Below are 25973 nucleotides of genomic sequence, written 5' to 3' on the forward strand. Positions count from 1 at the left end.
TTGCAAGGGAGCGACGATACATTTATATTTAATAAAATGAAGCGTATCAAAAAATAATAATTTAATTGCAGAAGCCTTTATTTTTTAAAATTAATTCACGCTAAGCTCTCTTTCTGAACTTATTTTTGACAGCATTGTAGTCAATAAAATATTTGACACTGATTGAAAAAGCATGTTTTAAAGCCTCGTTATTCAATAAAGCGGTTACATTGTCTTTATATTGTTTGTCGATAATGCGCTCAAAATTATCAGCATTATTGCGATATAGTACCGAAACTTGGCTTCCGGGAGCAAACCACCAAGAATAAGATAAATCAGCATTCCAGGAATAAAAACTTGAATTTTTGTTTTTATCATAATCTGGATAAGGTGTTAAGGTGCCATTGTCCTGAAGTTGCAAAATGTCTTTGTTTTCAGCATAAGACCAATATTGTCTAACAGATAAATTTAGAGTCATGGTGCTGTTCAAAGCATATTTTCCGCCAAGCGTATTTGAGTACGTAACCACATTTCTATTGGCAAAAACAATAGTATTTGGAGTGGTATCATTGTCATCTGCATCAACGCTGTCAATATAGCCTTTGTTGTTGTTTTTTCTGAAAAAACTAAAATAATAAGTCAACAATAATTTGTCGTTAAAACGATATCTTGGCCCAATGTCAATTCCATATGAAGTTCGACCTGGTTCATCCAAAATCGCAATTGACGGATTTAAGTCGATTGCAAATTTGTGGTTGTAATTGGTAGAAACGCTTCCCCATGCTTCAATTTTTCTCGGAATAATTACATATCTATTATCAGCTCTTGGCTCGTAATAATCGTGTGATTCCATAGGATAAACTGTAATTCCGCCACCATAATAATTGTTTTTTACCGTTGTCAGATTTACGTTTGCATTGATACTATTGTCTTGAATTAGCCCAGATTCTTTATTGAATTCAGCATACATATTATAGTTGATTCTGAAGCTGTTGAAAAGCTTTGTCGGATTTAGAATTCTATAATTTGCATTTCCATAAAAGTTATAATAATTAGTATAAAAATTGATTCCGAGGTCATTTGGGTCGTAACCTTTGGTCACAAAATCAGAACCGATACTGTAGCGATATTTTCCGCTAGTTTCTGCAAAACCAATAGTGGTAAAAACACCATTTTTGTCTTCTTCCATATTAATATGGCTGTATTTTGCATTTCCATATAAGCTGTAAGTGTTTGCTTTTGTGTTTAAATCCCAAGCCAGACCAGTTACATTGGCATCTCTATAATGGCCATTTCTAGTAACATTGGTATTAATAAAGGTAACGGATGAATTTTTGCGAAAACGCTGATCTAGAACCAAGACATTATAGTTAGTCAATGGTTCAACAATTACACGACGTGTTTCGTTTGAAATAGTATCTTTAATTGTTGCATATGTTTTTTCAGTGACGGCGTTCAAAACTCCAATTCCCAATCCTTTTTTGTTCTTCCTGAAACTTTTAAGGCATTAATAAGATTCACGTTTTGAACCGTTTCAATAACTTCTTCGTTGTCGTTTAGCTCCGGATCAATTGATGGGCTTCCGCCAATTCTACGCGAATAAAAAATATTTCCTTTATTGAACAAGTCAGTTCCTTCTGTAAAAAAAGCACGATTTTCATTAAACTGTTGTTCAAACGGACTAAGATTCAAAATTCGGTCATCATATTTCGTTTGTCCAAAATCAGGAACTAAAATAGCATCAAGTGTAAAAGCATCGTTGATTCCGTATTTTATATCCATTCCGCCTTTCATTGTGCCGTAGGTTTTTTGGCCGTCAGTCGCATTTAAATAATATGAAGCATAAGGCATAAAAAACAGTCGAGTAGGAGGTTTGATGTTTTCAATTCCTGCTAATTCTCCATTTTGCTGTGTAAATGTCCCAATTTTGGTGTCAATTAAATTCCATGTGTATTTTTTGCGTTCTCGCTTAACTTCCCTAAAAAAATTGATTCCCCAAGTTTGTTTATTTTCTGCAGAAAAACGCAGAGCAAGATAAGGAAGTTTGATTTCTACAATCCAGCCTTTGTCAGTAATTCGGGCTTTGCTTAACCAAACAGCATCCCACGAATAATCTTCTCCAATAGCATCAGTCATGATACAATCACCCTGAACATCTGCGACCGAAACAAAAAACTCAAAGTTTTGCTGGCCGTCATTAAAACCATTTACAAAAACACCAAAAATATCAGCAGTTCCAAAATTGTCTCGTTGTGATATTTCTTTTAAAATCTTGTTTGGCTCATCGTCATACATCATGGCGCCTATATAAATGGCGTCATTATTATAAAGAACTTTAATTTCTGTTTTTTTGCTTCAGTGATTGGTTTGCCATTATCGGGTTCAAACATGATAAAATTAGAGGCAATAGGAGCGTTTGCCCAAGCTTCTTCATCTAATTTTCCGTCAATAGAAATTGATTCCGCAGTAGATTGAGCCTGAAGGGTTTTCTTTTGGCTATAACTGCAAAAAACGGATAAAAGAAGACTTAAGAAAACTAATTTTTTCATGGAATTTTAAAAGAAAATGGCTTTTCAAAATGATATTACTGCAGTAATAGACTCTGATTTGGTTTGATTGTTACACTTTTGAGCGTCAAAAATAATGTTTAATTGTATTTTCTTTAAGAAAATGCCTAAAAACGTTTAGATTTTTTACACAAGTAAAAATCTTACAAAAAAATCAGTTTTAGGCCAAAAATGCAAATTTTTTACTGTTATTCTGTTAAAGTTTAGGCAAAAATGCACTGATTCAGCCTATTGAGTTTCGATCGCTATAATTTTTTTATATTTTTGCCCTACCCAAATTTAAATATTAACCTAAAGAAATTCAATGATTTACAAAATTTATCCCCTGTTTGTGTTTTTCCTGTTGTCTTTTGGTAAAGATTCAAAAAACACTCCCGAAATTAAAACTGCAACAGCAAAAAGCATTGCTAAAGTTGAAAAACTTACAGTTGATGCTAAAGTGGAAAGTGTGTACAGCAATTTAAATGCAAATCATTTTCAGTTGCCAGAACTAAAGACTTTTTCTGAAGCTTTAAAAGGATTTTACCTTTTAAAAGAAAAAGGAGTAATTCAAAAAGATATTTTGACTTTGATCGATTTTAGTTTGTCGTCAAACATGAAACGTCTTTGGGTAATTGACCTATCAACTAATACAATTTTATTTCAGTCATTAGTAGCTCACGGAAGAAATACGGGTGAAGAATTTGCTACTTCATTTTCAAACAACAACTCTTCATATAAAAGCAGTTTAGGCTTTTATGCTACAGGCGAAATTTATCAAGGAAAACACGGAGCATCTTTGCGTCTTGATGGTTTAGAAAAAGGTTTTAACAGCAATGCTCGTGAAAGAGGTGTTGTAATGCATGGAGCTGATTATGTGTCAGAGTCATTTATAAGAGATCATAAAAGATTAGGAAGAAGCCAAGGTTGTCCTGCAATTCCTTTTGAATTGACAGATGAAATAATCGAAGCAATAAAAGGAAAATCGTGTTTGTATATTTATCATCCATCAAGAAGTTTCTCAATGGAAGAAAAGCTAATTTCTTAATTTAGTATACAAATCCGAATCCAGATTATAAATATCAGCTCTAAAAATGAGCTGATTTTTTTGCTCCAAGCTGTCCAATACCATTGATATAGTGCGTACTTTTTTTCAATTTTGAAACTCATCGTTTTTTTAGAAGCAATTATAGTGTCAATTTTTACTTTTGAAAATCGTACAGTATCATTTAAAATATGCTCAGCCAGTTCCAGAGGATTTTCGATACGTACACAACCAGAACTCAAAGAACGATTGCTTCGTCCAAAATAGTTTCGATGATTCGTATCGTGCAAATAAACACTATGGTTGTTTGGAAATAAAATTTTCATAACTCCTAATGAATTATTGTAGCCTGGACTTTGGACATAGCGGTAATTGTTAGGTTTGTTTTCGTTCCAAGAATTTGGCTCAACAACATGTCCGGCAGTGTCATAAATGGTAATGTTTTTATTTGCTAAGTAATTTCGATTTCTTTTCATTGCAGGAACAACATCTTCCTTTAAAATAGTAGGAGGAACAGTCCATGTTGGGTTAAAAACCACAGTTCTAAGTGTTGAGGTTATAATAGGTGTTTTTCTTTTGTTAGTTCCAACCACGACATTGCGAACTAAAGTTGTATCTCGATTTTCAACAACATTTAAACTGTAATCAGGTATGTTGATAATGAAATAGTTTTCGGCAAAATCACTAGTAAACCATCTCCAGCGTTCTAAATTGGCAATAATTTGCTGTTTTCTTTTTCTTTAGAATAGTTTAAGGCATTAATGGTTCCTTGTCCAATAACGCCGTCAGTTGCTAATCCGTGACGTTCCTGAAATCTTTTGATTGACTCAAATGTTTTGTTGTCGTAAATTTTAGTCAAAACGCTGTCTTTTCCAGTCATGTCGCCCCAGAACAAAAGTCTTTTTTTGATGTTTATTAATGCAACATTGCTCTCATTTAAGCTTATTTTTTTGTCAAAGAATCAGTAGTTATCTTGTCAATATTTTCATCTGGAAATGTATTTATGATTTCAAGTGCTTTCAGCAGTTCTTTATAGGTCTCAGATTTTGGCTGAATGTTATCGACAATGCTATCTAATTTGTTTTTATTGAAAGCTTTAATAAGAACATCATTTACATCAAAAACTTTTTCGTCCAAATCCCAATCAGTGTAAATTGTTTTAGGATCTAGTTTTCCTTTGAAAAGATGATTCAGGTATTTTTCAAAATTATAAGTCAGCAAAATATCATAAGTTGCTAAATCAGTATCGCTAAGCGAACCAATTCTTTTTTCGAATTTTTGTAATTGTGAAGCTTTGTAATCTTCTGGATCTAAGCCTAGTTTGTCTGAATTTTGCAATTGCGACAAAACATAAGTTCTCTTTTTAAGATTTCCCCAAACAGTTTTATTTTCAGATGAATTATAAAACTGTTTAAGGGTTTCGCTTTTGTAAGCGCCTATTATAGCGGTATCAATTTCAACTTTTCTTTCATCGGTAAGTATGATTGCAGGTGCCTTTTTTTGACAACAGGAATAATTTTCGGCTCGTCTTTTTTGCGGCCAAAAAACACACATATCACTAAAAGAAAGTAAATTTTTTTCATTTTATAATTTTTTAAACATCAAATAATGCTCGCCAACATCTTTAATGTCAAAAGGTTCTCCTGAAACCTTGTAATTCATTTTTTGTAAAAACCAACAGCGGCGGTTCGTGCGTTAAACCAAATTAAATCAACATTGTTTTCATTGCAGTAATTTTCACAATGCTTCACAAGAGCTTCTCCAAATCCTTTTTCTGATGCGTTTCTAAAACGGCCATTCCACGAATTTGGGCTTGATTTTTTTCGGCAAATATAGAGTTGGTTTGTTGAAATAATGAAATTATTCCTGTTAAATTTTTATCTTCAAATAAACCAAAATGATGTGTTGTGTCTAAATCATCGCCTTCAAATATGCAACTTTCAATAGGTTTTCCTGCTCTTAAAACAGGTTGACGAACAGCATAAGTTTCTTTTGAGGAGATTTCTTTAATAATAGTCATGATTTTTTTTAATTTTTTTCAATTTATAACTTTTTAATTTTAAATATGTTATAAATTATTGTTGTTTTTTATTGAATTTTTTTGCCCAAAAGCTTGTTTTTAACTTAACTTTCTTTTTATATTTGCACCACCAATGCGAAAGTAGCTCAGTTGGTAGAGCTCCAGCCTTCCAAGCTGGTTGTCGCGAGTTCGAGCCTCGTCTTTCGCTCTAAAATAAATAATTTTAGATTTTATTTTTTTAGAAATTAAAATTATTTATATTTGCAAGCACAAATGCGAAAGTAGCTCAGTTGGTAGAGCTCCAGCCTTCCAAGCTGGTTGTCGCGAGTTCGAGCCTCGTCTTTCGCTCTTCAAAAGCCTCAAACAATGTTTGAGGCTTTTTTGTTTTTTTTAGCTGATGCAAATCCCAATTTTTAAACTCCAAATTCCAAAATGGATAAGTGCAAAAATGGAATTTGGACCCGAGCGATAGCGAATAGGCGAAGCAATTTAAAATATTGAACTTTTACTTTAAGTTGCTCAAATCGCTTTCAGTTTCTAATTCGATCGGGGTTTGGTTTTGTTTGAACAAACGTGCTGTTAAATCTCCTTTCAAAGTGATTTTTTCGCCTTTTACTTCGAGCCAGCTTCCTTCTCTTAAACCTAAAACTGGAATTGCATTGAAAGCGTGAAATTCCTTAATTCTAGTTTCGCGCGTTTCGCCCATATGTTTTGATTGCAAATCTGGATCTAAATAATGCGGATTTAAATTGAATGGAATTAATCCCAAAGTCTGAAAGCTTGGCGGATAAATGATAGGCATGTCGTTTGTAGTTTGCATTGACAAACCGCAAATATTACTTCCGGCGCTTGTTCCTAAATATGGCGTGCCGTTTTTTACAGTTTCGGCAAGAAGTCGCATAATGTCATTTTTGTAAAGTCGCGTTACAAGTAAAAATGTATTGCCGCCACCTGTGAATATGCCGCCTGCATTTTTGATTGCATCTTTTGCATCTTCAAATTCATGAATTCCTTTTACTGAAATGTTAATAGTTGCAAAAGCCTGTGAAACTTTTTGTGTGTATTCGTCATGCGAAATACCACTCGGGCGTGCATAAGGAATGAACAAAATGCTTTTGCAGTTTTTGAAATGAGATTGCAGGGTAGGTAATAAGTACTCTAAATAACTGCCTTCATGAAGTGTAGAGGTGCTTGCAATAATAATGCTTTTCATAATTTTTTAAAATCAGATTCTGTACGCTAAAGATATTAAAAACTCTCATTTTTGGGAAGATTGCCAAGCTTTAATTAACATATTTTTACCAAGTTCTTAATATTAAATTTTGAACACATTAAGATATTTTTACGGCTTTAAGAATAATTTTAATTTTTTGTCATTTTGATTAATAAAATTGCTTGTTTTTTGTTGGTGTTTTGTGGACAGAATGCCATTTCGCAAGTTGAAGAACGAACGGTCATTAACGGGAAAATTGTTTCCAGTTGTGCTGATTTGGAAGGGATTTATGTGGTTAATGCGCAAACCGAGGCAATGACTGTGACAGACAAGTCTGGTGGTTTTTCTATTTTGGCAAATGTTGGAGAAACTCTTGTTTTTTCATCAATACAATTCAAAGAAAAAGAATTTTATTGACGGCTGATAATTTTTCAGATCTTAATTTTACAGTAAAATTGAGTATGGTCATGCATCAGCTCCAGGAAGTTGTGATTAGAAATTATAACGGAATTAATGCAGAATCTTTAGGAATTGTTCCATACGGGCAAAAAACATACACTCAGGCAGAAAGAAGACTTCGTACTGCAACTGCCTTAGATGCGCAAGCAAATGGAGGAACAATGGCAGGAGGATCGATTTCGGCAGATCCTTTGCTGAATTTTTTCTCAGGAAGAACGGCGATGCTTAAAAAAGAAGCTGAAGTGGAGAAAAAAGAGGCCTTTATGAAGCTTTTGGAGCGCATGTTTACTATTGAGCATTTTGTAAATGTTTTGAAAATTCCTAGTGAATATGTAAAAGGTTTTGAGTATTATGCCGTCGAAAATGATAAGTTTACGGTGATTTTGAACTCAAAGAATAAAACTTCGACAGAATTTTTGCTGGCAGAATTGGCAACAAAATATAAAGAAATGATTGCCAGTGAAATCAAATAATACTTTACATATACTATTTTTTTATTTCTGATGCAGTTTGGCTTTAGTCAAAATTTGGTCAGAAAAGAAATGCTTGGGCAAATTTTTGAGCAGTCAACGTCTGTTGATGGTGTAAACATTGTCAACAATGCAACCCAAGTTTCTACCATTTCAGATGTTAACGGAATGTTTTCTATTGCTGTAAAAGAAGGAGATGTGTTGGTTTTTTCATCTGTAAATTTAGATCCGCTAAAACATAGAATTACTGCTGAAGATTTGAATTTAGATAAAATTCAGATTAAAATGACTGCCAAAGAAATTGAATTGAAGGAAGTTGTTGTAAATGAAAATCCACAAATTACAACTGAAAATCTCGGAATTGTCCCGCATGGACAAAAAACATATACGCCTGCAGAGAGAAAGGTTTACACAGCCACTTCGACCTCAATTGATAAAATATTGAATAAAATTTCTGGACGTACCGCAATGCTTAAAAAAGAAGTTGTTGTGGAGCAAAAAGAGATGCTTTTCAGGAAATTAGAATACCTTTTTGAAGAGAATTATTATACTGAAAGATTGAAAATTCCTGTAGATTATATAAAAGGATTTCAATTATTTTGTGTGGATGATGCTCAATTTGCTGTATCTTTGAATACAAAGAACAAAACAATGAGTATGTTTTTGATCACAGATCTAGCCAGAAAATATTTAATTATCCTCGAAAATGAAAAATAGTTTATCAGTATTCGTTGTTTGCTTGTTTTGTCAAATTGCATTAGGGCAAAATACAGAAAGAAAGCCACTTCACGGACAAGTGGTAAATTCATCATTAGCAATAGAAAGCGGTCATGTAATGAATATTAATGCAAATGCCAGAACTTTTATAGGTGTTGGTGGATTGTTTGATATTTTGGCAAGGCCAAAAGACACTTTAGTCTTTACCGGAATGGCGTTTCAGTCTAAAAAAATTGTGCTGACTGAAAAAGATTGCGCGCAAATTCTTTTTACAGTTCCGTTAGAATTGGTAAATAATCAATTAAAAGAAGTTGTTGTTCATAAAGATTTAAAAGTAAAAGCATTAGGAGTCGGCTCGCAAGCAATCGTAGATATGCAATTTGAAGATGATAAGCAGTCAACGGCAAAAAATACAGCAATGTATTCAGACCAAACTATAAAATACGGAACTGATTTTGTTCGAATCTTTAAAGACGTCAAAAAACTTTTAAGGAAAAAAGAAGATGTAAAAGAAGAAGAAATATCAGATATTGCTTTTGTTGCTTACACAAAAGATAATTTCAAACCTGATTTTTTTACTAAAACTTTGGGGCTGAAAGAAGATGAAATAGATTTGTTTTTAATGTATTGTTCTAATGATCCAGAGTCTAAGCGACACGTTGATCCAGATCAAAAATTTGAATTGATCGATTTTTTGATCAATAAGAATAAGGAATTTAAAAAATCGAATGTTACTGAAAAATGAAAAAAAGATTGATTTACCCCTTAATTGGGGTTTTATTTTTATTGCTCTCGGCATTTGCTTTTCATAAATTTTACATGGGCGTTTTCCAGGTAAATTATGTCGCTGAAAAAAATGATTCAAATTACATCTCGAATTTTTGTTGATGATTTGAATAACGGAATAGAGAAGAAATACCATAAAAAAACATTCATTGGTACTGAAAAAGAAACGGCGGAAGATGTTGAACTTTTGAAAAAGTATCTTGCTGAGAATTTTACCATGAAAGTTAACGGCCAGCCAAAAGTGATTACATTCTTATCAAAAGAAGTAGAATCTGGAGATGTTTTGGTTTGTTACTCTAGAATAAAAGATATTGATAAATTCAAAACACTCGAAATTTCAAACACGATTTTAGTAGATTGGAATGCTGAACAGCAAAACATTACACATATTTCAGCGTTTGGCACAAAAAAGAGTGTGCTTTTTACAGAATCTTCAAGGAAAGAAGTGTTAAAGTATTAATGGATAGGTGAAATTATCATTTTAATTGTTATTTTCACACCCTGATAAAATTACCATTAAACTTTTATGAAAAAACTTTCGCTATTATTACTTTTTCCAGCGATGTTGGTTGCTCAGGAAAAAGCAAATACCCCGCCAGCTCCAAGACAACAAGGAAAGTATGACACAAACAAATTCAGCCAAATGTATGATTTGTTGGCTACTCCAAATATGTTTCGTACTGCATCTGGAGCTCCAGGACCAGCTTATTATCAACAACAAGCAGATTATAAAATTGATATCGAACTAGACGATAAAAATTCAAAAATAACAGGTTCTGAGGTGATTACGTATTCTAACAACTCACCAGACAGTTTGGAATATTTATGGATCCAGCTTGATCAAAATCAAGCAAGAGCAAACGGACAGACTTCTTTAGCAGAAGGTGAAAAATTGAGTCAGGTTTTGCCACTTGAAGGATTTGCGAATAAATATCTTAAAAAAGATCTAGAGCGTGGTTTTAATATTGAGCAAGTAAAAGATGCAAAAGGAAACCCAATGTCATATACGATCAATGAAACAATGATGCGTATTAATTTGGCTACTCCTTTAAAACCAGGTGAAAAAATTTCTTTAGCTATAAAATGGTGGTACAACATCAATAATTACAGAAAAGAAGGTGGACGTTCTGGTTATGAATTATTCGAAAAAGACGGAAATAAATTATATGTAATTGCTCAATTCTACCCAAGAATGGCAGTTTATAATGATGTTGAAGGATGGCAGAACATGCAGTTCTGGGGAAGTGGAGAGTTTGCTCTTCCTTTCGGAAACTTCGATGTAAACATTACAGTTCCTGCTGATCACGTGATTGATGCTACAGGAGAATTGACTAATAGAAGCGAAGTTTTCACGGCTGAACAAGTTAAACGTTACGAGCAAGCTCAAAAATCATTTGACAAACCAGTTGTAATTGTGACGCAAGCTGAAGCAGAAGTCGCTGAAAAAGGTTTCTCTGAAAAGAAAAAACTTGGAAATTCAGTGCGAAAAATGTTCGTGATTTCGGAATTGCATCTTCAAGAAAATTCATCTACGATGCAATGGCTGTTAAATTAGGTGGAAAAATTGTTATGGCAGAATCTGTTTATCCTAAAGAGGCGAATCCGCTTTGGGGAGAAACTTCTACAATGGTTGTTGCACATACTTTAAAAAGCTATTCTTCTCATACATTTGATTATCCTTATCCAAAAGCAGTTTCAGTTTCTGCAGAAGATCAAGGAATGGAATACCCAATGATTTGCTGGAATTTTGGTCGTCCTGACGAAAATGGTGTAACAAGCAAAGAAGTTAAAAATGGAATGATTGGTGTAGTTATCCACGAAGTTGGGCACACTTTCTTCCCAATGATTGTAAATTCAGATGAGCGTCAATGGACTTGGATGGATGAAGGTTTGAATTCATTTTTAGAATATTTAGCTGAACAGGAATTAGATTCAAATTTCCCATCAAGACGTGGACCAGCAAAAAATATTGTTCCTTACATGAGCGGTGATCAAAAGTTTTTAGAGCCAATTATGTCTAACTCTGAAACAATTGCTCAATTTGGTAACAATGCTTACGGAAAACCAGCTACAGGTCTTAATATTTTAAGAGAAGTTGTTATGGGAAGAGAATTGTTTGATTATGCTTTCAGAACATACGCAAACAGATGGAAATTCAAGCATCCAACTCCAGAGGATTTCTTCAGAACTATGGAAGATGCTTCGGCAGTTGATTTGGATTGGTTTTTCAGAGGATGGTTTTACTCAACTGATTTTGTAGATATCGGAATTAAAGAAGTAAAACAATATTATGTTTCTGAGACTCCAACTACGGATTTAAAAGATGTAAAAGTTAGAAAAGGACGTTTTGGTTTAGATAAAGGACCATTCGTATATTTAGTTTCTGGAGATAACGCTGAGGTTAGCGCATCAAGCAAGAAAGCTTTAAAAGTTGACGACGTAAAATTGTTATCGGATTATGTAAATCAAACTTTTACAGCAGATGAAAAAGCAGGTTTAAAATCTCCTAAATATTTCTACGAAGTAGAATTCAATAAACCAGGAGGAATGATTATGCCAATCTTAGTAGAGATTACGTACGAAGATGGTTCAAAAGATAATTATCAGTACCCAGCACAAATCTGGAGAAAGAATAATGATACGGCTAAAAAAGTTTATGCAACTTCAAAAGCAATCAAAAGTATTCAGATTGACCCAAAATTAATGACTGCTGATATTGATGTAACCAACAATGCTTGGCCAAAAACAGAAGAAAAATCAAAATTTGATTAAGAATAAACTAAAAAAGACTCTGAAAAGAGTCTTTTTTTATGACTATCCGTTACTTGTGCTTATCTTGAAAATGGCGCGCGGATGACACAGATTAAACTGATTTTTATATTTAATCGGTAAAGATCCGTTTAATCCGCATTATCTGTGTGCTTAATTGAATTATTAGTCCGTTATGCTGGTAGTCCTATTTTTTTTAAGTAAATTTTAAAACTCTACGCAACAAAATTTAATATCTTTGTGACCACACAAAATTAAAAAGATATGTTCGGTATAGGAGGAGGAGAATTAGTTTTCATACTGTTTATAGTATTAATGCTTTTTGGTTCAGATAAAGTGCCAGAAATTGCTCGTACAATGGGTAAAGCTATGGCGCAATTAAAAAATGCTACCAATGATATTAAAAGCGAGATTCAAAAAGGAGCTGAAGCAAACGGACTTGATACGAAATCTCTTAACAGTATAACAGGGAATATCAATGCTCAAATCAATGAAGCAAAATCGAATATTTTAGGAGATTCAGGAAATCTTTTAGGAGATACAGCTACAGAAATTGATAAAGTAAAAGAAGATATTGATTCGCTTTCAGGACCTATAAAACGTCAAATGTAATATGCTTGAAAAAATACAAGAATTAGATACAAATCTCTTTGTGTATCTGAATGGTTTAGGTTCTGAAACATACGATAAACTTTGGCTGATTATTACAAGCCAGTTAAATTGGACACCTCTTTTCTTATTAATGTTTTATCTTATTTATAAAAAAATAGGAGGGAAACAAACCTTGTATTTATTGCTTTTCATTGCGGTTTTGATTGCTTTTACAGATCAGACTTGCAATTTGTTCAAACATACTTTTCAGCGCTTGCGCCCATGTAATAATCCCGAATTAAAATCGATTATCCGTATTGTTCAGGTGAGAACATCTTATAGTTTTTTCTCTGGGCATGCGACAAATACCATGGCCGTTGCAACTTTTTTATTCTTGGTTTTAAAAAGCCGCTTCAAGTATTTGGGATTCATCTTTTTATGGCCATTAATTTTTGCTTACAGCCGAATTTATTTAGGATTGCATTATCCAGGTGATATTTTGGCTGGGTATTTCTTTGGAGCTCTTTTCGGATCGCTAATTTATTTAGTTTATCGAAAATTGAAACCACAGTATTTTCCGGGATAAAAAAAGATTCTAAGTTTGTAAGCTACTAAGATGCTAAGAATTTAATATAAATTATAAAAAAAACTCCATTTAGCTGGAGTTTTTTTATGGGTCAAAACAAAAGGCTTTAGCCAAATATTTATCTATTACTTGGTTAAAGCCTTTTGTTTTTTGTGAGAATCAATTTTGAATTATTGTTTTTTCACTCCATTCAAGTCCTTGAGGAAGTTGCTCTCTGCTGAATTCAATATGAATTACTCTTCGCCTTTCGTTGTTTGTAGTTTTGTTTGAAGCATGAAATAACAAAGGTTTCATAATCATAATGCCGCCTTTTTCAACTTCGCATATCGTTTCGGTTTCCTTTTCAAAATCTAAATTTTCGATTCTCAAAATTCCTTTTGAATGCGAATTATTTATGACTTTTAAAGCGCCATTATCTTTTGTTGTCTTGTCTATATGAATTCTGATAGTGAAATTATCCTCTAAAATTTCCTTTGGAGGCTGAACGGCAAACTGATTTTGTTTTACAGTCCAATTTTCAAAATTCTCAGCTTCAATTTTTTTATCCACAGAAATAGTCAAATCTTGATGATAAGCTACAAACCAATTTGATTTTTCTGGTTTATCAAAATAGATGGATTTTGTTATAAAGTAACCTTTTCCAAAATTGGATTCAATAATTTGATTTAAGTTTTTATTAAAAATAAAATCTAAAGTTTCAGGGATTTCTTTGTGAAATTGTCTGATGGCAAATAAATCTTGAGACTTTCTAAAAGTGGCATTTTCTGGATTATTTGCAGTTTTGTTTTCAATCAATGAAATTAGATTTTCAATTTCATTTTCTGTAAAAACGTTATTTACAATTGAAAAACCTTCAGAGTTTATTTTGTCTATATAATTCATTTAAAAAAAACTTTAATTGCCTCCAGCTTTAGCTGGGGTAAAATAATATTGCAAAGAAATGGCTTTAGCCAAATTAGTGAGTATTAAATTTGGCTAAAGCCTTGGAATCTAAATTTCGTTCCTCCAGCTAAAGCTGGAGGCAATTAATTTTTTTAATTTTCTATAAAACGCGACTAACCGTCAATCCATCACGAATTGGCAATAAAACCGTTTCCACTCTAGGATCATCTTTCAAAAGCTGGTTGTATTCTAAAAGAACTTTTGTGCTTACATCGTTTGGGTGAACTGGCTCCAGAATTTTACCGCTCCACAAAACATTATCAGATAAAATAATGCCGCCTTTATTCATTTTCGGAACAATCATTTCCCAATAATTGAGGTAGTTTTCTTTATCGGCATCAATAAAAACCAAATCAAATTTTACATCAAGCGTCGGAATAATATCAATGGCTTCACCTAAATGCTGAAAAATTTGATTTCCCCAGGGAGATGCATCAAAATATTTTCTTTGAAAATCAACCAATTCTTCTTTGATGTCAATAGTGTGCAATTGTCCATTTTCCTGCATTCCTTCGCAAAGACATAAAGCCGCATAACCAGTATAAGTTCCAATTTCAAGAATATTTACTGGACGAATCAATTTAGACAACATGCTCAAAACACGTCCTTGAAAGTGACCGCTCAACATTCTTGGCAAAAGAATTTTTTGATAGGTTTCTTTATTGAGTTTTGCTAATAACGCTGGTTCGTTTTCAGAATGTTGTTCGATGTAATCTTCAAGTTCTTGTGAAATAAAATGCATTTTCCGAGTCTTATTAATTTGAAGCAAAAATACAAAATTATAAACTGAATTTTTGGGTATAAAAAAACCATTCGTTTTGGCGAATGGTTTTGAATTCGATTTTTAAATGAAATTATTTTTTCAAAGCTTCATTTACTTCTTTTGCTGTTTTTACAGTTCCATCTTTTGTCGCTTTTGTCGCATTTTCAACTTTTTGAGCTCCTTTTTTAGTTGCGTCTTTTACGTCATCTGCGGCTTTTTTAGTTGCATCTTTTACATCGTCAGCGACCTTTTTAGTAGCATCCTTAACATCCTGAGCGGCACTTTCAGTTTTGCTTACTGCACTGTCTTTTACTTCTTCAATATCTGAAGTTAATGAGTCAACTTTGTTTCCAAGTGTTAATTCGTCATCTGCAGGTTTTGGCTCTTTATTGCCACAAGATTGTACAGCCAAAGTTAATAAAGCAACAACAGCTAAGCTTAAAATTTGTTTTTTCATAATGAATTGTCTTTTTTAGGTTTATTAAAAAATAAAGGTTATATCGTCGAAATAATAAAATTACAAATTTTAAAATTAGTGCGCGCTTTGTAAGATTATTTTTCCTTAAATGTGCTAGACAATTCTTGTGCCAAAATTTTCTGTTAGAATGAAAACCTATTTACTTTAAGATTTTTTTAAGTATAATTTTTACCTAGTTGCCAATGCATTTATTTGATCACTAGCACATTTTCATTTCTTGCAAAATCGGTTAGAGTAATATTGAAAAGAATAGTTAACTCTTTGCCAGCTCGTACTACGCCAAGGGCGACCGATGGTGGCGTCATTTCAAAATCAGTAAAAGTTACTCGATTTGAGCCTTGTAATACAAAAGTGTCGTTGTCAATAGTTGTCACTTTTACTTGTGTTTTAAAATCTTTGCTGGCACCTGAAATGGTATATGTTCCAGTGAAAATCCAAGTTATTTCGTTTATTTTATCAGCCGATTTTAAAGTGTATTTTATGTTTTTATGCGTTTTGGTGTCTAAACATTCGTAAGCGACATCATCCATACTGGTTTTGTCGCTTTTTATACTTTCGGCAGGCAATGTAATAGTTAAGTTTTTAATATCGACAAGTTTTGAATCAGTGATGGTAAAAATGGCGCTACCCGTGCCATCTGAAGAGCGCATTACCCAATCGTGTATATTAGATGTTCCTGCAACTTCAAAAGTTGATTTTGTGAGAGAATATCTTTTTTGTGCGTTTACTTGTAGAGATAATGTAATTACTACGGCTAATAAAATTGATTTGATCGTTTTCATTTTTATGTGGTATTTAGTTAAAACTAGATAGTTTGTAAATCCTATCTTTTTCTTGAGTCAAAGGTATTTTGAACAAATCGTATGAGAGCTGATAAAAATCATGGTTAAGATTTAATTAAAAACCTATACTAAAGGAGAAACATCTCTGTCCTCTCTAGTATAGGTCTTTAATTAGATAGTATTTGTTTTAATTTTTGTAAAGAATAAAATTTATTACAATGTCATCCTTGACTTTTATAAGACCTGCCATTTTTGTAGGAGGTACCAATTCGAGATCAGAAAATTTTAGATTAAGTTTTCCTTGAATAGTATTGTCAGAATTGTATAAAATAAAATCATTGTATTTCAATGTTTTATCGGTAACAATAAAATTGAGTTTGCATTTGTAATTTTTACCGTTTGGTTTTACATCAGTTATAGAAACGATACTATTTGGGAATTTTTGAGCCTTAACGGTGCCTTGCAAATCTTTAGTCATTATTTTGTTTCCACAATCGAAACTTGCCATTTTAATTGCCGTAGTAAAAGTGTTTTTTTTATTTGAATTAATGCAAATCGTGTCTTTTGTGGAAAAAGTATTTGAGCAATTATATTTGCCTACAGTTGATATTCCTGTAATTTCTATTTTTATTTTGTTTATTAGCAAGGTTGTATCATCTGTAAAGAAGAGGGTTTAGCGCTTCCTAATAAAAAGAAAGTCGCTAAACCCATAATTAAAAAATAAATCTATTGGGCATTTTATCAAAATAGAATTACTGCTTCAAACATCAACCCTTTAAAGCTTCCACCAAAAAGATCGTTTGGAGTTGCTCCGTTAAATTGAGAGAAGTTTTTATAGTTTTGGTCTACATACTCTAATTTAGCTAGGACGTTTTTAGTCATAAACCAACCTCGTCATAGCCTTCAAATCTGTTTATTTGAATTGCTTGTGCGCTTGCATTTGAAAGTTTTCCATCAACTAAATTGTATTTTCCACCTACATAAAATCTTTCATTTTCTCCAAAACGATATACAAGATCTCCAACATATTGATTCACTTTTCTTGTATCATCAGTACCTTTATAATCACCTCCAGAAGTAAATTCTAAAGTTCCAAAGAATTCAAGACCTTTATATTTGATAAAAGGGTTAACCATATATGATGTTGCCCAGTTTCCGTAATTAGGATTAAATCTTCCAGTGTCTTTATTTGCAGTTGGGTCAAAATTGTTTGCAACAGTGCTTACAATCGCTCCAGTAGCTGGATTAATAATATTGTAATCTGAGTGGCTCATTACACCATAAAAACGGCTTCCTGCTCTGTCAGATGCATATAAATTTCCGCTAGAATTTGCAGTGTGATAGTAAGAACCAGTCAATCTAATTCTTAAATCTTCATTGATTTGTTTGTCCCAACCTAATTTAGCAAGAATAGAAGGGCTAATTGTTGTATTATTATCTGGTTTTGATGCAGTAGGAGTAGTCGCTACAATTTCCTGAACGTTTTGGTTCAATTTAGAATTAGTAACTCCAATCATGCTGACAAAACCTGATCTGTTATAATAAAGTTCAGCTCCCATTTCAGTAATAAAAGCGTCCATGATGTTGTTTCCTACAAACGGATTCATGAATGCATTTCCATTATCAGATCTTCTAAAGTGAGCATCACCATAGTTATTTTCCATCTGACCAATTTTAATTGTAGTGTATTTCATGAAATCGGCAAGGAAATCTTTCTTGATGAAGTCTAATTTGTCGATTTGTAAATAACCTCCTTTTACCCAAGTTTCGTTGTGGTGTCTAGATGCTAAATAAAGATCTAAGTTCACACGTACACCATCATACAATTGTGCTCCAATTGTAAAGTTTGCATTTGGTAAATTGAAATTGTTGGTTAGATTATTTAATCTGTAACCTGGCGCAGTGGCTAAATCTTTTTGATCATTGAATGAATTTACAGCTTGAAATTGAAGCGCAAATGCGGCACCCATGTCAACACTTAATCCTTTGTAAGCGACAGTATCTTTTTTAACATCAAATTGATTGATTCCTTTTTGATTTCTTGGAATTTGATTTTGGATATGACCAAAACTCACTTGTGCATTCATAGCAAATGTACTTGCTAATGTAATAAATAGAGCATAAATCTTCTTCATGGCGGTTATAAATTAAAGTTTAAATTGAATTTTATAGTTAAATCTTGCCCGGTTTTTATTGTGCCTAATAAGGCAGTTGGAGATTTCATTCCAAAATCAGCAAATGTGATTTTGTTTGATCCCTGCATGTTTAATCCGTCTTTGGTAATTGATGTTTTAACAGTAGTTTTTAAAACTTTGCTTACGCCGGCAATTGTGTAAGTTCCGGTTAGTTCCCAAGTTGTTTCGTTTACTTTTTCGGCAGATTTTAAAACATATTTAATGTTTTTGTTTTTATCTGTTTTCAAAGTTTCATACGCTACCTTGTCCATGCTTTTTTCTCGCTTTTCACGCTTTCTGCTAAAAGAGTAACAGACAAAGATTCTATTTCAGTTAGCTTTGAACTGGCGATCGTTAAATTTGCTGAGCCAGTTCCAGATCCTGATTTCATTTCCCAATCATGAAGTGTTGAGGTTCCCGCAACAGAAAAAGTAGATTTAGAATCTAAAGTGTATGATTTTTGAGCTGAAGCAAACGAAGTAATTCCCAAAAAGGTAATTACAGCTGTGATCAATTTGATTTTTGTAGTTTTCATTTTGTAATATTTATATTGTAAAAATTAAGTTAATTTTTGCTTAGTACTAATAATGATGTTTTAACTTGTTTCAAAGGTCAACTTATATTTTACTGAGTTTTATGATAAAAATCATTGTTAAAATTTTATTAAATTCTTACATATTAACTACAACGTTTTCATTTTTTATTGAAATCGATTTCTTATAGAAAAAGGATGTTATTATTAATTGAATTTTAAATTTTGATTTTTTTATTATTTGATTTTTGAAGATTGAAGGCTTGTTTATAATATTAGAAATGAACAAATACTTACCTTTGCGAGCATGCAAATCGAAAAGAAAGACATAAGAGCCTTATCAAAAGAACAATTGCGTGATTTTTTTGTCGCAAACAATGACAAAGCTTTCCGTGGAAATCAAGTTTATGAATGGCTGTGGAGCAAAGGAGCACATAGTTTTGAAGACATGACAAATGTTGCCAAAACAACGCGTACTATGCTTGAAGAGAATTTTGTAATTAATCATATTAAGGTTGATACCATGCAACGTAGCGACGATGGAACTGTAAAAAATGCTGTTCGCTTGCATGACGGCTTAGTGGTAGAATCAGTTTTGATACCAACAGAAACTAGAACTACGGCTTGTGTTTCTAGTCAAGTTGGTTGTAGTTTAGATTGTAATTTTTGCGCAACAGCAAGATTAAAGCGTATGCGGAATTTGGAGCCAGGCGAAATCTACGATCAGATTTTGGCAATCGACAAAGAAAGCCGTTTATATTACAATCATCCGCTTTCAAATATTGTTTTTATGGGAATGGGAGAGCCTTTAATGAATTACAACAATGTCATTAAAGCGATTGATATGGTCACTTCATCAGAAGGTTTAGGAATGTCGCCAAAACGTATTATGGTTTCGACATCGGGTATCCCGAAAATGATCAAAAAAATGGCCGATGATGAAGTGAAATTCAAATTAGCAGTTTCACTACATTCTGCAATTGATGAAACCCGTGCGAAGATTATGCCTTTCAGTAAAAATTTCCCTTTGAAAGATTTGCGTGAAGCATTGGAATATTGGTACAGAAAAACAAAAAGCAAAGTTTCGTACGAATATGTAGTTTGGAAAGGAATCAACGACGATAAGGCTTCGATTGATGCATTGGTGAAATTCTGCAAATATGTGCCTTGTAAAGTCAATTTGATAGAATATAATCCAATTGATGACGGCGAATTTCAGCAAGCTTCAGAAGAGTCAATTATGGCCTACATAAAAGCATTGGAAAATATTGGAGTTGTGGTAAAAGTTAGACGCAGTACGCGGAAAAGATATTGACGCCGCTTGTGGACAATTGGCAAATAAAGAAGCGTAATAGTTTAGTCCCTACGGGACATTATTATATAACACATTTGTTTTCTACCGATATTTTATTCCTTACGGAATATATCCTGTAAATAAATTTGGTAAAAAAATATCTCATTGCATTTCTCCGAGATAGTCAAAATGAATATGCTCCGTTAGGAGCAACATATGGGTAGAAATAATATACGCAATACTAATATGTCCCGTAGGGACTACACATCTCATATATTGATAAAACAAAAAAGCATTAAAAACGAGATCGATCTTGTTTTTAATGCTTTTTTTGGGCAAAAAGGATTCTATTTTTTCAAATCGACTTCTTCCGTTACGCCGTCTTTTGTAATTGTTGCTAGAGTATTGCATGTTCCGTCACCATAATCAACAACAGCTGTTGCGCCATTTTTGGTTATAGACAAAACTCCTTTGACAGGGAAAGATGTTTTGCATGATGCTTTAAATTGTAGTGGAGTTGTAATTTCCGCAGAAAAAGTATCTCCATTAGGGAAAGTTGTTGTACCGCTTCCAGTTACTAAATAAGCATTGTCGTCCCAGTTGAACCAAGTATCAAAACCTTCAACTTGTTCTTTAACTAGCGTGCCTTTTCGAGTGTAAACACCTCCGTCATCAAAAGTGATTGTCATATCGATTGCTTGCGGTAAAAACAGGATGTGCAGTTGCAAGCAAATCGGTTGTTTTTACAGTTCGAACTATGCTTTTGCTTCCTTGAAGCTTTTTGCCATTGTGATAAAATCCGTCAAAAGTATAACTAATCGTTTGTGTGGATGACGCAAAATCATTAGAGAAAGAAATGACCATTTTTCCTTTTACGGTATTTCCGTTTTCAAGCGTACAACCTTCTACGCCAAAATCGACCGTTCTTGTCCAGGTGTTGTTAGTTAATACTGTTGTAATCGTAGCACAACTCGGAAGGAAATTTTTTACCATACCGCTAGGTTTGGCAGTTACATTTTGTTGTGCGCTAAATTGATCTTCGGCAATGTTGGTTACATCATCAATTGAAGCGTCAATTTTTGAATTTTTGATGATTTCATCTTTGGTAATTGCTCGCAGATGATCCGTCATTCATTTTTTCATCAGAGTTACAGCTGACAAAAAAAGATAAAGCGACTAACGTTCCAATACATAAAATTTTTGTTTTCATAATAAATTAGTTTTACGTGATTTTAATTAATTGAATTCAAATTAGGCTTTAAATAAAATTTGGTGTTTTTGGTGTGAATTTATATTAGTGCACAAATTGTTGATATACTAACATAAAATTGATAACGTTTTTTTATTTAAAATAGTATATTTGGAATCGAAATGAATATTACTTCCCAAATAAAACAGCCCATTTTTAACGAAATGGAACTTTTTGAAAAAAGTTCCATGAATCGATGACTTCAAAGGTTGCATTGCTGAACCGAATTACATACTATATTGTAAATCGAAAAGGAAAGCAAATGCGCCCAATGTTTGTTTTTCTTACTGCAAAAATGGTTTCTGGAGGTGTTGTAAACGAGAGAACGTATCGCGGTGCTTCTGTAATTGAATTGATTCACACGGCAACTTTAGTTCATGATGACGTGGTGGACGACAGTAATCGCCGACGCGGATTTTTCTCTATCAACGCGCTTTGGAAAAACAAAATTGCTGTTTTGGTTGGAGATTATTTGCTTTCAAAAGGTTTGTTGCTTTCTATTGATAATGGCGACTTTGATTTGCTCCGAATTATTTCTGTTGCCGTTCGTGAAATGAGCGAAGGCGAATTGCTTCAAATTGAAAAAGCCCGAAGACTCGATATTACCGAAGATGTTTACTACGAAATTATCCGAAAGAAAACTGCAACGCTTATTGCGGCTTGTTGTGCGCTTGGCGCGAAAGCAGTAATTGAAGATGATGTTCAGGTAGAAAACATGCGCAAATTCGGAGAATTGATTGGAATGGCTTTTCAAATTAAAGACGATTTATTTGATTACAGCGAAGAAGCCATCGGAAAACCAACCGGAATAGATATTAAGGAGCAAAAAATGACTTTGCCTTTAATTCACGTTTTAAATACTTGTACTCCGCAAGAAAAAAGTGGTTGATAAACTCCATCAAAAACCATAACAAAGACAAAAAACGAGTTAAAGAAGTTATTGCTTTTGTAAAAAATAATAATGGTTTGGCTTATGCCGAAAACAAAATGGTCGAATTTCAGCAAGAAGCACTTTCTCTGCTTCAAAACTTCGAAGATTCTGAATATAAAGACGCTTTGACTTTGATGGTAAATTATGTTATTGAGAGAAAGAAATAATTTTTTTAATTAGATAATTGGGGAATTTGCCAATTAGATAATTGAGTAGCTATAAAATAAAAGACCTCTTTTAAAATTTTAAAAGAGGTCTTTTTTTTATGATAAAGCAAATTTACTCTGCTGGTTCAATTTCTGTTTCAGGTTGAGGTTGAGGTTTTTTCTTAAATTCATCAATAAGGCCTAAAAGCATCAATAAAGCAAATACGCCCCATCCAATTGCCCAATATAAACTGCTGTTTGAGGTGTTTTTTTCTTTTTCTGAGTCTAATTTAGCTTGTGGATCCTGTAAGTTGAAATTTGGATCATCTTTCAAATAATAAATTTTTAAAGTATTTGATTTTGGCAAATCAGTACTAAAAGTATGTTCTCCTTCATATTTATTTCCATCAACTTCAAAATGATATCTGAATTCATAAGTTTTAATTGGTACATGGGCAATTTTGACTGTAACCTCTTTGTATTCAGGATATAATTCTGCTACTGCTGTAGATTTGTCAAAAATCATTTTTTCATAGTTTGAAATGGCTTTGTTGTCTCCTCCTTTAATGTATTCAGATGTACATTGTTTACAGCATGCAATTGCCACGATAAGGATTACAATTCCTCCAATTTTGTCTTTTAAACTCTTCATTTTTAATTAGATTTAGGTTGTTTTTGGTAAAATTTCAAACGTAAATATAAAATATTTAATACGTAAATAGGTATTAATTTAAATAATTGTTGAAATAACGCTTTTAAGTAGAGACAATGCATGTTTAGGCCTATTCAGAAGAATTTTATTTAAGTTTACATAGAATAAATTCCAAAGATTCTACCCGATTTTTGGGATTTAGATTTTATTTTTTTGATTTTTTTCACTCCCATGCAACCATTTCAAATCGATAATCGTCTATGCTAATAGAAGTCTGTTTCTAAAACCAAAAACCAAAAGCTTATTAATGAAAATTATTTCGTTACATCAAGAAGAAACCAAAATCATAAAGTTGGCTGTCGAGAATAATCGTCAAGCACAACAGCAGATTTATGGTAAATATGCTTCGAAAATGCTAAGCGTCTGCAGGCAATATATAAAGGATATTCAGCTGGCAGAAGATGTAATGATAACGGCTTTCATGAAAGTATTTACGAATCTGAAAAACTTTGAGCACAAAGGAAGTTTTGAAGGCTGGATCCGCCGGATAATGGTTAATGAATGTATTTCGTATTTAAGAGTTCAGAAAAAAGTAAAATTTGCCGAAGATGAATTTTTTGTCGAAGAAAGTTTCAACGAAATCGACAGCCAATTTACAGTCGAACAAATTCAGTTTTTAATTGATGCCTTGCCGGATGGCTATAAAATGGTTTTCAATTTATATGCAATCGAAGGCTACAAACACAATGAAATTGCCAAGATGTTAGGAATTAATGAAGGAACATCAAAATCGCAATTATCGCACGCTAGAAAAATGTCGCAAACACAAATTACTATTTTAAAAAAACAAGATAATGGAACCGAATAATTTCGAAAAGGATTTCCGTGAGAAACTAAATCAGCGCAAAATTGAGCCAAGCAACAAAGCCTGGGATCGATTAGATGCCATGTTGAGTGTTGCCGAAGAAAAGAAAACAATTCAACTAACGTCTGAGAAAAAATCGAACAAAAAATGGCTTTATATCGCGGCGAGCGTTGTGGGATTTTTGTTGGTTGGAACTTTCTTCTTTCATCAAAAAGAAAATACAATTGAAGCGCCTAAAAATTCAGTCGTTGTAAAAGAAGCAGAAAAAGATTCTGTTGAAAAGCCAATTTTGAACAACATCAATTCTTCAAAAAATGAAATCGCAACTTCAGAAAATCATTCAGAAGAAAGCTTAAATCAAGAAGCAAAAATCAATCATCAGAAATCAGATAAAATCAGTAAAAATGAATCAAATCAAGTAGCGGAGTCTTCAATCATCATCAAAAAAATCAAGAAAAACAGTCAACCAACAATCAAAATGTAGTTGCTGAAACGCCTAAAAAAGAAAGCGTAGATCAACTATTAGAAACTGCTGAAAATAAGGTTGTAGCTGAAAATTCGGCTAAACCAAAAGCAAAAATTAAAGTCAATGCCAATGATTTGCTGAATCAAGTTGACGGCGAATTAGAAGAATCCTTTCGTGAAAAAGTAATTACAAGAGTCAATAAAAATTATCAGACAGTAAAAGTGGCTTTGGCGAACAGAAATCAGCAGGAGTGAGTTTAGATTTTTAGATGCAAGAAGCAAGAGAAAGGAGAATGGAATAAAGAATATAGATTTAAAGTCCCGAAGGGACGATTCATATTGTAGCGTCGGGTTTTAACCCGATGGAGAAGCATTTCGCAATTAACAATTCATAATTCACAATTAATAATTAATCATCATCAATCAAATCAATCATGAAAAATTTTACCATTCATCTCGTAATTTTAATTTTCTTATTTGTCAGCAAGGTTTTCAGTCAGGAAACTTTTGAATCAAAAGCGAAGAAAATTGCCAATAAAATCGAGAAAGTTACCAAAGAAGAAAAAGAAACCTTAAAACAAGAAGTTGAAGCAGTAAATGTGCAATTGTCTGAAGGGAAAATCACGCAGGAACAAGCGGACAAACGCAAAAAAGAATTGGCAGAGGCCAGAGCAGTAATTATCGAGGAAAAAGTAACGTTGGCACAAAATGAACTGAATGATCTTGTACAACAAAAAGTAGATGGAAAACTGAAAGAACAAGATTCTATCAAGAAAAGCAAAATTGTTATTTACTGGGATAAAAACGACTGGAACCATAATAAATGCAAGGATTCTCTTCGTGGAGAAAAAGAACCACTTCGCAATTTGTTTTTGCATTGGGTTTGAATAATATGATGGTTGACGGAAAATATCAGGATTCAAATTACAGTTTTATAGGTTCGCATTTTTATGAGTGGGGTTTCACTTATAATTCAAGATTAATGAAAAATGATAATTTGCTTCATGCGAAGTATGGACTTTCGTTAATGTACAATAACATTCGCCCAACAGATAACCGCTATTTTGTGGTAAACGGCGATCAAACCAATTTAGAAACCAATGCCGTAAATTTAACCGAATCACGTTTTAGAAATGTGTATTTAGTAATGCCAGTGCATTTGGAATTTGATTTTACGAGGCCAACAGTAAAAGATGGAAAGACTTATTTTAAGACACATAAAAGTTTCCGTTTTGGAATTGGAGGTTACACGGGAATCAATGTAAAATCAAAACAAATTTTGAAATTCGAAGAAGACGATTTAAAATATAAAAGCAAAGCTAAAGGCGAATACAATGTAAATAATTTCATTTATGGCGTAAGCTCTTACATAGGATATAAAGAATTAAGCTTATATGTAAAATACGATTTGAATCCGTTGTTTCAGGACAATTTAGTTAAGGAAAACAATATTTCAATGGGACTTCGTTTTGATTTTAATTAAGTTACGAGTTTAAGTTTAGTTAGTAGAAAAAGTGCT

General features: G+C 32.8%; 29 protein-coding genes, 2 tRNA genes and 4 pseudogenes. 17 read left to right on the forward strand and 18 right to left on the reverse strand.

All coding sequences use genetic code 11. The features are described from left to right. Positions 1 to 100: 100 nt before the first annotated feature. A pseudogene (locus tag ACQ9BO_RS06830) lies at positions 101 to 2528 on the reverse strand (DUF5916 domain-containing protein). A gap of 322 nt (positions 2529 to 2850) precedes the next feature. Here ACQ9BO_RS06830 and ACQ9BO_RS06835 point away from each other — a divergent pair. Further along, entirely contained in the window at positions 2851 to 3573 is a 723-nt protein-coding gene (locus tag ACQ9BO_RS06835; RefSeq protein ID WP_431244103.1) for a murein L,D-transpeptidase catalytic domain family protein, read from the forward strand. Here ACQ9BO_RS06835 and ACQ9BO_RS06840 read toward each other — a convergent pair. The 4 genes from ACQ9BO_RS06840 to ACQ9BO_RS06855 all read right to left on the reverse strand — a co-directional run bounded on the left by ACQ9BO_RS06840 (position 3570) and on the right by ACQ9BO_RS06855 (position 5590). After that, positions 3570 to 4292 (reverse strand): L,D-transpeptidase family protein, encoded by a 723-nt coding sequence (locus ACQ9BO_RS06840; protein ID WP_431245082.1) that lies wholly within the window; start codon positions 4290 to 4292, stop codon positions 3570 to 3572. The two genes, ACQ9BO_RS06835 and ACQ9BO_RS06840, sit on opposite strands and share 4 nt — an antisense overlap. Further along, positions 4277 to 4465, reverse strand: a complete 189-nt coding sequence (locus ACQ9BO_RS06845) for a peptidoglycan-binding protein (RefSeq protein WP_431244104.1) — start codon at positions 4463 to 4465, stop codon at positions 4277 to 4279. Before ACQ9BO_RS06845 ends, ACQ9BO_RS06840 begins: the two co-directional genes overlap by 16 nt. 47 nt (positions 4466 to 4512) lie before the next feature. Then, positions 4513 to 5124, reverse strand: a complete 612-nt coding sequence (locus tag ACQ9BO_RS06850) for a hypothetical protein (RefSeq protein WP_431244105.1) — start codon at positions 5122 to 5124, stop codon at positions 4513 to 4515. A 193-nt stretch (positions 5125 to 5317) separates the two neighbouring features. Beyond that, a complete protein-coding gene (locus tag ACQ9BO_RS06855; protein WP_431244106.1) occupies positions 5318 to 5590 on the reverse strand; it encodes a hypothetical protein in 273 nt (90 codons plus the stop codon). A 135-nt stretch (positions 5591 to 5725) separates the two neighbouring features. On the opposite strand from ACQ9BO_RS06855, the gene ACQ9BO_RS06860 reads away from it, so the two are divergent. Both ACQ9BO_RS06860 and ACQ9BO_RS06865 read left to right on the forward strand, forming a co-directional pair. Further along, positions 5726 to 5798 (forward strand) — tRNA-Gly (locus ACQ9BO_RS06860). Positions 5799 to 5865: 67 nt separating this feature from the next. Then, positions 5866 to 5938, forward strand: a tRNA-Gly gene (locus tag ACQ9BO_RS06865). A gap of 157 nt (positions 5939 to 6095) precedes the next feature. Here ACQ9BO_RS06865 and pepE read toward each other — a convergent pair. Further along, positions 6096 to 6803 carry a dipeptidase PepE gene (gene pepE / locus ACQ9BO_RS06870; protein WP_431244107.1) on the reverse strand — a complete coding sequence of 236 codons (708 nt, stop codon included), beginning with the start codon at positions 6801 to 6803 and terminating at the stop codon, positions 6096 to 6098. Positions 6804 to 6968: 165 nt separating this feature from the next. On the opposite strand from pepE, the gene ACQ9BO_RS06875 reads away from it, so the two are divergent. The 8 genes and pseudogenes from ACQ9BO_RS06875 to ACQ9BO_RS06910 all read left to right on the forward strand — a co-directional run bounded on the left by ACQ9BO_RS06875 (position 6969) and on the right by ACQ9BO_RS06910 (position 13181). Beyond that, complete coding sequence (locus tag ACQ9BO_RS06875) at positions 6969 to 7220, forward strand: hypothetical protein (RefSeq protein ID WP_431244108.1); 252 nt, start codon at positions 6969 to 6971, stop codon at positions 7218 to 7220. Further along, positions 7217 to 7735 (forward strand): hypothetical protein, encoded by a 519-nt coding sequence (locus ACQ9BO_RS06880; protein WP_431244109.1) that lies wholly within the window; start codon positions 7217 to 7219, stop codon positions 7733 to 7735. Before ACQ9BO_RS06875 ends, ACQ9BO_RS06880 begins: the two co-directional genes overlap by 4 nt. Positions 7736 to 7804: 69 nt before the next feature. Then, positions 7805 to 8449 (forward strand): carboxypeptidase-like regulatory domain-containing protein, encoded by a 645-nt coding sequence (locus ACQ9BO_RS06885; protein ID WP_431244110.1) that lies wholly within the window; start codon positions 7805 to 7807, stop codon positions 8447 to 8449. Next, positions 8439 to 9194, forward strand: a complete 756-nt coding sequence (locus ACQ9BO_RS06890; RefSeq protein ID WP_431244111.1) for a hypothetical protein — start codon at positions 8439 to 8441, stop codon at positions 9192 to 9194. The genes ACQ9BO_RS06885 and ACQ9BO_RS06890 overlap by 11 nt, the downstream gene beginning before the upstream one ends. A 111-nt stretch (positions 9195 to 9305) precedes the next feature. Further along, positions 9306 to 9695: a DUF6702 family protein gene (locus ACQ9BO_RS06895; protein ID WP_431244112.1), complete on the forward strand. Its 390-nt coding sequence runs from the start codon at positions 9306 to 9308 to the stop codon at positions 9693 to 9695. Between the two features lie 66 nt (positions 9696 to 9761). After that, positions 9762 to 12007 (forward strand): annotated as a pseudogene (locus ACQ9BO_RS06900) (M1 family metallopeptidase). A gap of 261 nt (positions 12008 to 12268) precedes the next feature. Then, positions 12269 to 12616, forward strand: coding sequence for a Sec-independent protein translocase subunit TatA/TatB (locus ACQ9BO_RS06905; protein ID WP_132989387.1), 348 nt, complete (start codon positions 12269 to 12271; stop codon positions 12614 to 12616). A 1-nt stretch (position 12617) separates the two neighbouring features. Further along, complete coding sequence (locus tag ACQ9BO_RS06910) at positions 12618 to 13181, forward strand: phosphatase PAP2 family protein (protein ID WP_431244113.1); 564 nt, start codon at positions 12618 to 12620, stop codon at positions 13179 to 13181. A gap of 159 nt (positions 13182 to 13340) precedes the next feature. Here the strand turns inward: ACQ9BO_RS06910 and ACQ9BO_RS06915 are convergent, their stop codons facing one another. The 9 genes from ACQ9BO_RS06915 to ACQ9BO_RS06955 form a co-directional block, all read right to left on the reverse strand. Next, on the reverse strand, positions 13341 to 14063 hold the full coding sequence (locus ACQ9BO_RS06915; RefSeq protein ID WP_431244114.1) for a phytanoyl-CoA dioxygenase family protein: 723 nt from the start codon (positions 14061 to 14063) through the stop codon (positions 13341 to 13343). Between the two features lie 160 nt (positions 14064 to 14223). After that, positions 14224 to 14865 (reverse strand): O-methyltransferase, encoded by a 642-nt coding sequence (locus ACQ9BO_RS06920; protein ID WP_132989390.1) that lies wholly within the window; start codon positions 14863 to 14865, stop codon positions 14224 to 14226. Positions 14866 to 14977: 112 nt separating this feature from the next. Then, the gene (locus ACQ9BO_RS06925; protein WP_431244115.1) at positions 14978 to 15343 is read right to left on the reverse strand and encodes a hypothetical protein; all 366 of its coding nucleotides are present in this window, start codon (positions 15341 to 15343) and stop codon (positions 14978 to 14980) included. Between the two features lie 209 nt (positions 15344 to 15552). Beyond that, positions 15553 to 16146, reverse strand: a complete 594-nt coding sequence (locus ACQ9BO_RS06930) for a YceI family protein (protein ID WP_431244116.1) — start codon at positions 16144 to 16146, stop codon at positions 15553 to 15555. 187 nt (positions 16147 to 16333) lie between these two features. After that, positions 16334 to 16792: a hypothetical protein gene (locus ACQ9BO_RS06935; RefSeq protein WP_431244117.1), complete on the reverse strand. Its 459-nt coding sequence runs from the start codon at positions 16790 to 16792 to the stop codon at positions 16334 to 16336. Between the two features lie 95 nt (positions 16793 to 16887). After that, complete coding sequence (locus ACQ9BO_RS06940; RefSeq protein WP_431244118.1) at positions 16888 to 17028, reverse strand: hypothetical protein; 141 nt, start codon at positions 17026 to 17028, stop codon at positions 16888 to 16890. Next, positions 17025 to 18281 (reverse strand): hypothetical protein, encoded by a 1257-nt coding sequence (locus tag ACQ9BO_RS06945; RefSeq protein WP_431244119.1) that lies wholly within the window; start codon positions 18279 to 18281, stop codon positions 17025 to 17027. Before ACQ9BO_RS06945 ends, ACQ9BO_RS06940 begins: the two co-directional genes overlap by 4 nt. A 5-nt stretch (positions 18282 to 18286) precedes the next feature. Continuing rightward, positions 18287 to 18592, reverse strand: a complete 306-nt coding sequence (locus tag ACQ9BO_RS06950; protein ID WP_431244120.1) for a YceI family protein — start codon at positions 18590 to 18592, stop codon at positions 18287 to 18289. Next, positions 18580 to 18855, reverse strand: coding sequence for a hypothetical protein (locus tag ACQ9BO_RS06955; protein ID WP_431244121.1), 276 nt, complete (start codon positions 18853 to 18855; stop codon positions 18580 to 18582). Before ACQ9BO_RS06955 ends, ACQ9BO_RS06950 begins: the two co-directional genes overlap by 13 nt. A 304-nt stretch (positions 18856 to 19159) precedes the next feature. Between ACQ9BO_RS06955 and rlmN the strand changes: the two are divergent. After that, positions 19160 to 20204, forward strand: a pseudogene (gene rlmN / locus ACQ9BO_RS06960) (23S rRNA (adenine(2503)-C(2))-methyltransferase RlmN). Between the two features lie 289 nt (positions 20205 to 20493). Here the strand turns inward: rlmN and ACQ9BO_RS06965 are convergent. Continuing rightward, positions 20494 to 20835, reverse strand: a complete 342-nt coding sequence (locus ACQ9BO_RS06965) for a hypothetical protein (protein WP_431244122.1) — start codon at positions 20833 to 20835, stop codon at positions 20494 to 20496. Next, positions 20819 to 21277: a hypothetical protein gene (locus ACQ9BO_RS06970; protein WP_431244123.1), complete on the reverse strand. Its 459-nt coding sequence runs from the start codon at positions 21275 to 21277 to the stop codon at positions 20819 to 20821. Before ACQ9BO_RS06970 ends, ACQ9BO_RS06965 begins: the two co-directional genes overlap by 17 nt. 240 nt (positions 21278 to 21517) lie before the next feature. Between ACQ9BO_RS06970 and ACQ9BO_RS06975 the strand changes: the two are divergent. Next, a pseudogene (locus ACQ9BO_RS06975) lies at positions 21518 to 22493 on the forward strand (polyprenyl synthetase family protein). Between the two features lie 112 nt (positions 22494 to 22605). Here ACQ9BO_RS06975 and ACQ9BO_RS06980 read toward each other — a convergent pair. Further along, positions 22606 to 23124 carry a hypothetical protein gene (locus ACQ9BO_RS06980; protein WP_431244124.1) on the reverse strand — a complete coding sequence of 173 codons (519 nt, stop codon included), beginning with the start codon at positions 23122 to 23124 and terminating at the stop codon, positions 22606 to 22608. 307 nt (positions 23125 to 23431) lie between these two features. Between ACQ9BO_RS06980 and ACQ9BO_RS06985 the strand changes: the two genes are divergently transcribed. The 4 genes from ACQ9BO_RS06985 (at position 23432) to ACQ9BO_RS07000 (ending at position 25937) form a co-directional block, all read left to right on the forward strand. Then, entirely contained in the window at positions 23432 to 23992 is a 561-nt protein-coding gene (locus ACQ9BO_RS06985; RefSeq protein WP_431244125.1) for an RNA polymerase sigma factor, read from the forward strand. Then, positions 23979 to 24473, forward strand: coding sequence for a hypothetical protein (locus tag ACQ9BO_RS06990; protein ID WP_431244126.1), 495 nt, complete (start codon positions 23979 to 23981; stop codon positions 24471 to 24473). Before ACQ9BO_RS06985 ends, ACQ9BO_RS06990 begins: the two co-directional genes overlap by 14 nt. A gap of 415 nt (positions 24474 to 24888) precedes the next feature. Further along, positions 24889 to 25341 (forward strand): hypothetical protein, encoded by a 453-nt coding sequence (locus ACQ9BO_RS06995; protein WP_431244127.1) that lies wholly within the window; start codon positions 24889 to 24891, stop codon positions 25339 to 25341. Then, positions 25278 to 25937, forward strand: a complete 660-nt coding sequence (locus ACQ9BO_RS07000; RefSeq protein ID WP_431244128.1) for a hypothetical protein — start codon at positions 25278 to 25280, stop codon at positions 25935 to 25937. Before ACQ9BO_RS06995 ends, ACQ9BO_RS07000 begins: the two co-directional genes overlap by 64 nt. The last annotated feature ends 36 nt before the right edge of the window (positions 25938 to 25973 follow it).

This window comes from Flavobacterium sp. P21 (assembly GCF_050632225.1).
In the GTDB taxonomy this organism is placed as follows: domain Bacteria; phylum Bacteroidota; class Bacteroidia; order Flavobacteriales; family Flavobacteriaceae; genus Flavobacterium.